Source organism: Nostoc sp. UHCC 0252 (assembly GCF_034931145.1).
GTDB lineage: Bacteria > Cyanobacteriota > Cyanobacteriia > Cyanobacteriales > Nostocaceae > Nostoc.
In genome coordinates, this window is the sequence record NZ_JAYGHE010000118.1 from 3,284 (window position 1) to 13,395 (window position 10,112).

The window sequence follows — 10,112 nt, forward strand, 5'->3', positions numbered from 1 at the left end:
CTGCTCAACTGGGAGTGGTTTAACAGGTTTGAGCAGCAATTCATGAATAGGTTCATCATCACGTTCTGGTTGGTAGTCAACAGCAAGATGTTTTTGCAAACCGGGGAAGGTATAAGCTGCACCTAACTGTGTGCCACTGAAAGCTTGCCCATCTTTCTCATAAGAAATGCCTTTAGACTTACCATTTCTAGTGAATCCTGTTCTTACGCTAATGCCAGCTTGCTGCAACCGCATGATCAGCATTGGCATTTGGGGATTATCAACTCCGGCTCTGTCAATTGTCTGCTGAACTGACTCTTTGATGATGCGTTGTGGAGGGGAGTCACGTTGTCCCTGTTCAAATTCTTCTTGCTCTCGCCTTATGCGTCTAATTTGTCCGGTGCTGGGTGTGCGATTCAGTTTCTCTCTACTGCCCTGGACTTGCACTAACTCATAATCATGTTCAATTTGTCGCAGAACTTTTTCAGAGCGAACATAATCCCAGGAATCATGCACTAAAAGTCCAGTATCCATCCTAATTCTGCTGGCTGCAATGTGGATGTGGTCGTCATCGGTGTTATGGTGGCGAAAGATAACAAACTGATTGGCATCAAAACCCATCTCCTTCATGTAGCGATCGCCAATCTCACTCCACTTATCATCATCTAATTTATCACCCTTGGCGGCGGATAATGAGACATGATAAACAACTCGGTCTGCATCAGAATTCAGTTGTCGAGATAGCTTAAACTCCCGCGCCAATTCTCGTGCATTTCTTCCACTCATGTTACCGCCGATTAGTTTAGCGTCTGAGCTTGACTCTAAATAATCTAACAGACTGCGAAAACCTCTACCCTTCGTCTGCTTCCCAATCATCTTCTTCGTCCTCCTCGTCCCAGTCAGTTTCTTCCGTGTCAGCTTGTGCAATGTCTCGTCTGCACTGGTGCAACACTTCTAAAAGTTCTTGTAAAAGTTGCGGGTTAGCTGGTGGAGTGCGCCCCCTGAGTATCGCTGTGTTTGTGACTTTGACGAGTTGGTTTAAGTTGTTGCCAATTTGTCCTAATTCCCAATATGTTTGTAGGCTAATTTTACTTAGTCGTTTGGGCAGTGGTCGCAGCAATCCATTACGCCTCATCAATTCACTCGCTGACATTCCCGCATCAACTGATTTTATCCGCAGCAGATCCAATTCAATATCACTCAATCTCATTGAAAAGAGATGCTTTCTTACGAGCTTTTTTGACTGCTTGCGATTAGCCATAATCAAGAATTTGGGAGCAACACAAGGGGGGTTTTTTAAGGGGGCAACTCCCCCTTGAACCAGCCGCCGTCCGAGCGCAGCGAGGTAAAGCGTTAGCTTTAAGGCATGGCTGGCTTCAAGCCCAAATACGGGGGTGGGGGAGGTGTCGAGTGCTACGTGTGTACGGGGGGCACAGCAGGGGGCTGAAGGCAGGAGTATAAAGGCGTAGCCGTGCTGCTGATCATCCTACAACTTACAGGGGAGGATAGCAACGGCGTAGCCGGAATAGTAAAAAATAAAGTAGTCGGTAAATTATGGTTCGGCGTAGCCACAACACAAGAGGTAAAAACGGCGTAGCTGCTATATGAAAATTCTCTGATTCAGCGAAGCTGCCACACAATATAATAGTCCGGCGTAGCCACAATACTAAAAAATAATTCAGCGTAGCTGTTTTAAGTAAAAGTCTAGATTCAGCGTAGCTGTAATAGTCAGATTTTTTAGCATTAGCTTGAATAAGAATACCAGCGAAGCTGCCACACTAAAAACTAGAAGGCGTAGCCGTAATACGAAAAGGTAATTCGGCGTAGCCGCAATAGCCGATTTTTGTAGGATTTTGAAACCAAATTGATACAAATTATTTTAAATAGTCGATAATTATCAGTTAATCGGTATTCATGAGATAAGCATGAGTGAACATCAGAATTCAGAAGTGATTACGAAAGAGAAGATTGATAAGGCCATCAATCTGCTGAAAGAACAGAAGCCGAAAGAGCGAGAGGATGTATCGGACAGAGACGCAGTTCAGAAAATGAGACGGTACATTGAGAAGCTGACCTCTGATAAGTACGGCTACACTTACGACGAAGTTTCAGAAATGCTGAAGGGTCTGGGTATTAATTTGGCTGGCAGCAGAATCAAATATTTAATCGGTGAGTTGAAGAAAAGCAGCCGTCGCCGTCCAAAGGCAGAGCCAAGCGAAAACAGAAATTCATTATCAAATCCAGTTACTGAAAATCAGCCGACAGTTCAAACCAGTAGTGAGGCTAATAAATCACCTATCAAGAGTACAAATTAGCTATTTGTACGTAGCTTTACTGATGATTAGATGAAGATTCCCTAATAAATTTAAATAATACAGATAAGTATTAGAGGTTCTATTAAGTATGTCAAATAAACCAGGGCTAGCAGAAGATGAAACCAATAGAGCGAGAGAAATATTGAAAAAAGCAGGACATCAAGGTATATCTACCTCAATAATGAATTCTGAAATAGAACTGTATAGTAAGGTTTTAAAAGCAGAAGAAAAAATGCTTGAAGAAGTACGTAACATTTACAAAGAATTAGAAGAATACGCCGAATGGAAAAGACAAGACTTAAAAGAAGATAAAGAAATAGCCAGAAGGATACGTAGAAGTATGGGACTTGAAGACTAACCCCTACTCATCCCTCTTTCATAAGCAAAAATACTCCGAAATCCTTTAGCCCTACTTCATCAATCAGCGTCGGGAAGTATTCACGGGCAAACCACCTTTCCTCATCACTCAAGTCTGTAAGATTTTTATTACTACTGCTATGAAGACTATCTAATAGTAGGAGTAATAATTTTTTAAACCTAGCCCAACCCCCCCAACGCTTGGTAAATTGGCTCACCCATCCTTGGCTAGTGTTTATAATTTTGGCGATCGCCGTTTGGCCAATTTTCTGCTGTGACTGCCAAAGCTGGGTGAAGGCTTTGACGATGGCGTGGCCAGTCTGCTGATCTCGGCTACCAGCTTCAATGCAGAAATCGCAGGCATCAACAACCTCTAATTTCACGCCTGGCAGTTCCGTTAAAAGGAAACTGAGGTCATAGTCAGCGCAGAAGTAGAATGTTAGCTCCACATTGGAGCGACGATGAGCGCGTAATCGTCCAATCTGGCGGAAATAGAAGGTTCGTGTCACCAGGCGCAGTCTGATAATGAACTTTTCATTTTGGCTAGAGTGAATGCACAAAACTATTGAGAAATTAGCCACGCTCGAACCAGCACTGCTTTTGAATATGGCAATGCAAATATGAGAGCAACAATTTATCAGGTCTATTTCAGTCCCTATTTACTGGTGTAAGTTCGGTGAACGGCAATAAAACGACTGTATTGTTGGTTAAGTTCTGACATCTGGCTCTACTGTCTAATGTTTTGCTCTGTACTAAGAACTGGTCATCATCTCCCGTGACGGTACATACAAGTCCAATCAATGTTTCAATAAGGGATTTCGGGTGATGTTGATTTGGATCTCCTAGATTATTTTGAGTATTAAAAGACATAGATGATCCATCAGACTCACCAAGATTTTGAAGCCTTTCGCGTCGTGCAGCACGTTTAGCTAATATGGACATCAGGTTAGACCAGATTTGTGCATCAAGTCGGTAGACTTTAATTTTTTGCCTCTCAAAGCCCGGCTCAAACCTCGACCAGCGAAAAGCCGCTTTGATTCCCAACTGCGATAACATCTGATGCACAACCTGAACATCACTCATTTTGTCGCTAATGGTGAGTTTGAGATGGTGGAATATTTCTGAGGCATAGAGACGAATCTTGTCGGCGTAGGGTTTGAGGTCAGCCTTAGTCCATTCTTTGTTTGGATCTAAAAAGTCGTTTAATCCAAATGCTTCTCGCATAGAGCGCCGCAGTGCTGTACCGGAAATATCCCACGGGCAAATAGCTTGATTCCAATTAGCTTGTTTCTCTAATGATTTGGCTGTTCTGTCAACTCCTAATTCGGGATAAAGTTGCGCTTCTAAGTTGAGCAGTTCCCCGCGTCGTCGGCCTTCTTTGTCCCAAAGTACAACTTCTAAAGTTAGCTCGTCTACGCAGTAGAAATCTTTCAGGTAATATTTTCTAATTGCTAGTGCGTCTTCTGGTGAAACTGCTTCTTGGGATTCCAAGAGGGCAATTTCTGGGTAAGTTAAATCGGCGGCGGCTACTATGTCTTTGGCTTCAATTTGTTTGATTTCGTCTTTGGCTGACTTTAATAATAGTTTGACAGCTTTATCCGATTCTCGATTATCAATTGTAATCTGATGTCCTTCGTGTCTTAGTCGAATTAGCAGTGCATCAGAGAGATTTATCATCGAATAATTCTGCTCGGCACTAATTCGGGCATACAAATTAACATGGGGGTTTGATTGCCAATCGAAATTAGCAATACCTTCAACAATATCTGGTCTAAGGTTGGAACGGACTAAGCTAACAGTGGCATCTGTTCTCTGTTGTAATTGGGCTTTAATTTCTAGATAATTACTGGAGCGAGAAACTTTACAGTAATTTGTCCCACGTTTGGCACACCAAACTATGCGATCTACGTTGTCTCGCACGCGAATTAAGGATTGGGACATATCAGCGTCGGTGGATGATGCCCCGGTGAAAATTCCATAGACTTTCTCGACTTTATCTGGAATTTCTATGCTGACTCCGGTGGCGACTGTGGGAGAACAAATAATTACGTCATATAACCCTGAAGCTAATACTGCATCGGGATTTTTCAAAAACCTTTTTTCGTCTGGATTGCCACTGGTTTCTGAGTTAACCAGCAGGATTCTAATACCAGGAATTTCTTTTTGTAGCAGTCGGGCTGTTGTCTTGCTGGTGGCTTTGCTATCTGTGGTGACGTATAGCGCCTTACCTTGCTCGATGTTCCGTGCATTTTGGATTAACTCGTTTATAACAGCTGATTTATCTTTGGCTTGAATAAATGTGACGTGGTAGGGTTTGGGTTGATAGTCGTTATAAATTAAGTAGATTGGAGCCGGATCTGCTTTCAGTTCCCAGAGGTAATTTAGGGTTGGGTTGTTTAAATCAGCGTCAGCAACAATTATCCTCCGGGCGACTCTAATTAATTCTGCAAATCTCGCTAGTAATGCGGGACGCTTCCCGTCTTTATCGCAAGTACTAGAAGTTAATAAGTGACGAACAACTTGGACAATTTCATCAATCATTAAGTCACAGCCAGCAAATTTTTTCGGGTCGATGGCTAGGAGTGAATCAACACAGAAACCAATTCGGAAGCTGTAAGCTGATCCTTTGATAAAATTGCCGTTGACTTTATCTAAGTCGCCTCGGTAATCTAAATCTGCCCTGGCACATAAATTCTGTATGAGCGCAATTCTGTGACTCGGTGCTAATAACTTCGGAGAATGCGCTGTTGTTTTGGCCATAAACTTAGTTTTACCAGTGCCTTTACCTGAGTTGATGCCAATAATTCCTGACTCAGGTAAGTCTTTGATCTCTAAGGTGGATAAGTCGGCTGTGGTCAGTTTTAATGAGGGTTCGTAAGTTAGCCGATTTTCTAAGCGTTGCCACAACTGCCAATGTGCTACTGAAAGGGCTTGGTCTAAGGCTGTAGACCAAGCAGCCGCGCCAGCATTTACTATCAGGTCATCAACGCCTTTACACAGTCCTTTTTGACCGTCCCAGATGGCGATATCAACTATTGAACCGGCGGCAGTCAGTAATCGGCTAAAGCGGAAAGTCGCGGCGTTAACCCGTCTCTGGGTTAGAGTATTGGTGTCTTGGTCAAAGGCGAGGGTAAATTTTCTCCCCTTAACAGCAAATCGTGCTATATCTGAGATTAGATAGGGCTTAACAGGGTTGCCTAATAAATCCTTGCTGCGGTAGCCGCCGTTAATTCCGTAAAGGGCAATGGCTACATACCCCTGTGACAACAGGCATAAGGATTTTTTACCGCCTTCTGTAATGATGATTGGGATTTCTGGGTGGAGTTCAAGCCAGTCCCAGAAACTTTCGCCAGGAGGGGGGACTTCTACACCGTAGCGGTTGGCTATTAAGCGTCTATTTTCTCGGTTGACGGTGGGGAGATAAGCCCGTGAGCCGTTGCCAACTGGGGTTTCGTATTTTTGCTCTTTGTCTTTTTGAGCGTCAGTCCTCGGTTGACTGAGTTTGCCTTGCCAGGGGCTACCGTCTTCATTAAAAAATATTGCGGCGTGGAGTGTGGGTTTGGCTTGATGCCCAAATCTGGTATATTTCCAGTTCAGTGCATCGTGGATTGGGGTTGAGACATCCCCCCCAGCACTAATTTCTATGTCGGAGACGATGCGGATGTTATCAGTGTACAGAGAAATTGCGATCGCAGAGCCGGTAAGAAATTCTCGCTCAATTCGGCTGGCAAACTCACTTAAGCTTTCTACTGGCAGTAGGTTTAGAGCAGATGGTAGAACACTGGATAGATTTTTCAATTTCTTTCTCCTGGCAAGGGTTACAGTGCCCTCGCCAAGAAAAGACTGATGTTCAACTTTTATCTACAGAACAGTTGGCGTAACTTGTGCGGTAGAGGGAAAAGAATCAAGTAGTTTGGGTAAAGCCTTCAAATAAGTTCTTTTTTCCCTTTTAATCTGTTGGAAGTAAGGCTTATAATCAATAAAAGGCTCCACTTGATTCTTACTCCAGTGGGGGTTTTACATTCTGTCTTTTCTGGCGGGGTGGACGCGTGGTAGGTGGTTCTAAGCACCGAAGCCACAAATTACAACAACCGAAATCAAATGAAGAATTTGAGCCTAAGTCTGTGAGTTCGTACCTCGCAGACTTTTTGGCTTATTAGCTCAATTTCTTAACGATTTAAAACCATAAATAGAACTTAGTTGGTTGGGGTTGAGATGTTGTTTGCTTGTCAGCATATCATTGAGTAACATTAGGCACATATTGTCATTTGGCTAACAGTCAGTAAAAAGTCAGAAATCCGTATATAGATACCAATTAATAAATCCATCAAATCTTACTAGTTTGGCTATAGCTTGAGTGATAGGTTAGTTTCCCCTTTGCGATCGCGTCTTTACTCATTTGTCTTAAGCCAATCCTTGAGTAATGTGTTTACTATTTCACCCATAGGCTTACCTTGCTTAGTACAGGCCACTTTAAATTTCAGTTTCACATCCTTGTCCACATAGACACTTAGCTCAGTCATTCCCTCTGGAATTTTCTTAGACATTTTCTCTCTTTGCGCGATATCTAGTATTCTCGCATCACCTCCGGCATCTTCGTCTACCACGTATTGCGCGATTGCGCGATATACGTTATGATAACAGACAAGACAGAGAAACAACAACAGCCGTTAACCAATTCGTGTCTGCCGAGTAAGGAAAAACCTTATAAATCAATCCTTTTAGCGTGTGGACACTCCAAAGCTACCGTTAGTTGTCAATACTTGTTGATTACTTGTCAGCATTTGTTATTGACTATCAATTACTGTTTGACCATTAATCAATAAATGAAGCATGAAAACATCAAATCCCTCACGGGGACTTGATTTAGATTCCCCTGGTCTGTTTTGCTCAAGTTATGTTACGAAATCTGAACTAGCAAAAATTCTTAACGTTGCTCGTTCAACTTTGGTCAGTTGGGACGGTATAGCTCTTTACCGCATAGATGGCTATCGGCAAGCCTACCCAGTAAAAACTGATGGCAGTACGGATCGCTCTTGTCCGTTATCCCCGTACCAAAGCTGGGTTCTGTCCCGCATTGGACGAGTGATGGCTAATCTGCGTTCTGTCGAACGGGTAAAGAACTACATCAAAAAGTATCCCCAGGAATTCAGTCAAGCCAAGTTTCAAGCACAGTTCGCCCAAGTAATTCAAAGAGGTACAGCTGCATGAGTCCTAATTCCACCAAAACCAATAAGCCAGAAATGATTTCTATTAAAGAATCTGCCGAACGTTTGGGAGTTGCTGAAGAGATTATCAGATTCAGTCTTCAAGAAGCTTACCCCGATGATTTTGATAGCCTCAAGGAAATAACTTTGGCAGAATTTGAAACCCTAGCCAACACATTCAAGCAGAAGGCCCTTGAACTTAATACGGGGGAAGTAACCGCGATCGCTCCTTCTAGCGATAGTCCTTTACCAATAGAACAACAGCAACAGATTATTGATGGTACTGTCAATGCCCTTCAGGAATTTGCTGGTAATTACGTGCTGACCATTGAGAAAATCGCTTCGACTCTGGCTTATTTAAGTGGTCAAGCAGTCGTAGACAACTTTGTAGAAATTCATTCCAACACTGTCAGAGATGGCTTAGAAAGCTATTTAGACCAGTTTGCAGCCGAGTTTGTGACTGCTGCTCATTCTATCAAAGGGGTGAACGCCAAAGATTTTTTGTCCCAACGGGGAATAACCCAGAAACAGCGAACTGCTCAAAAGTCATTGCAAGAGATTCTGAACCTAGCAGCAAACCCTTAGATATTGCTTCAAAGATGGCATTATCCGATGCCAGATTTCTATTTCTCTTGCACTTCATTTCAAAGGAAAGAAAAATGCACTTACTGACTGAAGTTTGTTTTTATTCTGGTGTGGCTACCCTCTCGCTAATTGGTGGTGTAGCTGCTTGTATATCGCCTTTAGGAGTTGGGTTATTTACTGTGGGCTTAGTAATGTATGTCAACCAAAACAAACAATAATAGGCAAAAGTTAGAGTCTGATTATCAGTGGCTTGCTTTCAAAATCCGCCCAGTTGTTCTAATAGCTTGCATCACAATTCCTAGTTTCTTTGGAGCTTATATTTATGCAGCAAATTTTGACTGTCGAGCAAATTTTAGCAATGCTCAAAGGGAAAGAAGAGAGTTTGAGGATGTTGAGGGCAACGCCAGAGTACATGAAATTGGAGGCATCAGAGCGATTCACTACGTCAAATGACCTCCGGCTCGGTGACGCGATTCAAGCACTCTTCGAGGTTCATGAAGCCATCCTAAATATCGAGTTATATTCCCAAGCTGAGGGACAAACTTATGCTTTCAACGACAGCCTTACAGCGTAATCATTTGTACCAATTCCGTGGTCAACAATTGCGCTACAGCCATCGGTCTAATTCTCGAATCAATGCACCTTTCATTTTTAACGACTCTAAGGGCAAGCGCAAGGAACTAAGCCAAAACCAAGTGCAGAGGGAGGTTTTTGAACTTGTTGAGTTTTGTGAAAACTGATAATGAAGCGATTGCCTCCACCGACCAAAGTAAGTGCAATCGCCTCATCCGAAAGTGCATCAAGTACACATCGTTACAAGGATTTTAGCAGCATGGCACTCGATTACAAAAATCCCAATGATTGGGGACGCTCACCTCTAACTGACCGCGCTTTGAGATTAGAGCAATTTAAAGCAGAAAATCCTGAACAGTGGGCAGCAAGGATTGAGGCAGATATTCAGGCACTTGACACACCAATATTCGAGAGTGAAGATTACCCACCTTTCACAGGAACGGAATTCTTAGCAACTCATTCAACCATTGATGACCATCCATACTCTGCTGCATTTGGTCAATTCTTGGGCAACGGCATTGACCCTGACATTGCAAATATCTTGGCATTTGGCGAGAACCGATTTGATTTAATATCTGATGATTTTGACGACCCCATAAGGCAACTGGCAACGAGAATTTATAGCCGATTTGAAGAGATGGGTTACTGGGATGAAGTACCAGAATCTGACGAAGATATCAACTACGACTTAATACCTTATTAGGAGAATAACGCAATGGATTTTGCAATACGTAATCCGGTAGTTGGTCATAGTTCGCATATTGATGAAAAAGCACAAGCATGGGGAGGATTTGAGTCTGATATTCTGGGCTATCTCTCCGATATAAATAAGCTCGAACAGTTTGCGGATTATGCGAATAATGCCCAAGAATTATCTGACCGATTAGAACCATTTCTGGACAATGCCAAGGTCGTCTTTGAGGCGATGGAGAAGCTGACCAAAGGACAAGTAACCTGGGTCGAACTTCGTAAACAATACGGCTCTCATGTTGCGGGTGCAATTGGTAAAATCCGTAAACTTAACTCCGAGTTTGATTCGGAGATGAGTAAGATAGATGCCCAAGATAGAGCCGACTTGCTGCGAATTGACCAAAAA

At 42.9% G+C, this 10,112-nt stretch carries 13 protein-coding genes and 1 pseudogene; 9 read left to right on the forward strand and 5 right to left on the reverse strand.

Going from position 1 to position 10,112, the window contains the following annotated elements; all coding sequences use genetic code 11:
* A partial coding sequence (locus VB732_RS33870; RefSeq protein ID WP_323235208.1) for a relaxase/mobilization nuclease domain-containing protein occupies positions 1 to 855 on the reverse strand: 855 nt, incomplete at its 3' end.
* On the reverse strand, positions 830 to 1,240 hold the full coding sequence (locus tag VB732_RS33875) for a plasmid mobilization protein (RefSeq protein ID WP_416235802.1): 411 nt from the start codon (positions 1,238 to 1,240) through the stop codon (positions 830 to 832). The genes VB732_RS33870 and VB732_RS33875, both read right to left, overlap by 26 nt.
* Positions 1,241 to 1,450: 210 nt before the next feature.
* Here VB732_RS33875 and VB732_RS33880 point away from each other — a divergent pair, with 210 nt between their 5' ends.
* The 3 genes from VB732_RS33880 to VB732_RS33890 all read left to right on the forward strand — a co-directional run bounded on the left by VB732_RS33880 (position 1,451) and on the right by VB732_RS33890 (position 2,652).
* Positions 1,451 to 1,576, forward strand: coding sequence for a hypothetical protein (locus VB732_RS33880; protein ID WP_323235210.1), 126 nt, complete (start codon positions 1,451 to 1,453; stop codon positions 1,574 to 1,576).
* 328 nt (positions 1,577 to 1,904) lie between these two features.
* Complete coding sequence (locus VB732_RS33885; RefSeq protein ID WP_323235211.1) at positions 1,905 to 2,294, forward strand: hypothetical protein; 390 nt, start codon at positions 1,905 to 1,907, stop codon at positions 2,292 to 2,294.
* Positions 2,295 to 2,382: 88 nt separating this feature from the next.
* Positions 2,383 to 2,652, forward strand: coding sequence for a hypothetical protein (locus tag VB732_RS33890; RefSeq protein WP_323235212.1), 270 nt, complete (start codon positions 2,383 to 2,385; stop codon positions 2,650 to 2,652).
* 7 nt (positions 2,653 to 2,659) lie between these two features.
* Here the strand turns inward: VB732_RS33890 and VB732_RS33895 are convergent, their stop codons facing one another.
* The 3 genes from VB732_RS33895 to VB732_RS33905 form a co-directional block, all read right to left on the reverse strand.
* A complete protein-coding gene (locus VB732_RS33895) occupies positions 2,660 to 3,232 on the reverse strand; it encodes a hypothetical protein (RefSeq protein WP_323235213.1) in 573 nt (190 codons plus the stop codon).
* A gap of 67 nt (positions 3,233 to 3,299) precedes the next feature.
* On the reverse strand, positions 3,300 to 6,449 hold the full coding sequence (locus VB732_RS33900) for a plasmid replication protein, CyRepA1 family (RefSeq protein ID WP_323235214.1): 3,150 nt from the start codon (positions 6,447 to 6,449) through the stop codon (positions 3,300 to 3,302).
* A 593-nt stretch (positions 6,450 to 7,042) separates the two neighbouring features.
* The gene (locus VB732_RS33905) at positions 7,043 to 7,258 is read right to left on the reverse strand and encodes a plasmid partition protein ParG (RefSeq protein WP_244919588.1); all 216 of its coding nucleotides are present in this window, start codon (positions 7,256 to 7,258) and stop codon (positions 7,043 to 7,045) included.
* Positions 7,259 to 7,484: 226 nt separating this feature from the next.
* Between VB732_RS33905 and VB732_RS33910 the strand changes: the two genes are divergently transcribed.
* From VB732_RS33910 to VB732_RS33935, 6 genes and pseudogenes are all read left to right on the forward strand, one after another.
* A complete protein-coding gene (locus VB732_RS33910; protein WP_109013493.1) occupies positions 7,485 to 7,862 on the forward strand; it encodes a hypothetical protein in 378 nt (125 codons plus the stop codon).
* Complete coding sequence (locus VB732_RS33915) at positions 7,859 to 8,443, forward strand: hypothetical protein (RefSeq protein ID WP_265277863.1); 585 nt, start codon at positions 7,859 to 7,861, stop codon at positions 8,441 to 8,443. The genes VB732_RS33910 and VB732_RS33915 overlap by 4 nt, the downstream gene beginning before the upstream one ends.
* Before the next feature lie 74 nt (positions 8,444 to 8,517).
* Positions 8,518 to 8,661, forward strand: a complete 144-nt coding sequence (locus VB732_RS33920; RefSeq protein WP_190735106.1) for a hypothetical protein — start codon at positions 8,518 to 8,520, stop codon at positions 8,659 to 8,661.
* A 104-nt stretch (positions 8,662 to 8,765) separates the two neighbouring features.
* Positions 8,766 to 9,017 carry a hypothetical protein gene (locus VB732_RS33925; RefSeq protein ID WP_323235215.1) on the forward strand — a complete coding sequence of 84 codons (252 nt, stop codon included), beginning with the start codon at positions 8,766 to 8,768 and terminating at the stop codon, positions 9,015 to 9,017.
* Positions 9,018 to 9,185: 168 nt separating this feature from the next.
* Positions 9,186 to 9,719 carry a hypothetical protein gene (locus VB732_RS33930; RefSeq protein WP_228058413.1) on the forward strand — a complete coding sequence of 178 codons (534 nt, stop codon included), beginning with the start codon at positions 9,186 to 9,188 and terminating at the stop codon, positions 9,717 to 9,719.
* Positions 9,720 to 9,731: 12 nt separating this feature from the next.
* Positions 9,732 to 10,112: pseudogene (locus VB732_RS33935) on the forward strand (hypothetical protein); the annotation flags it as partial.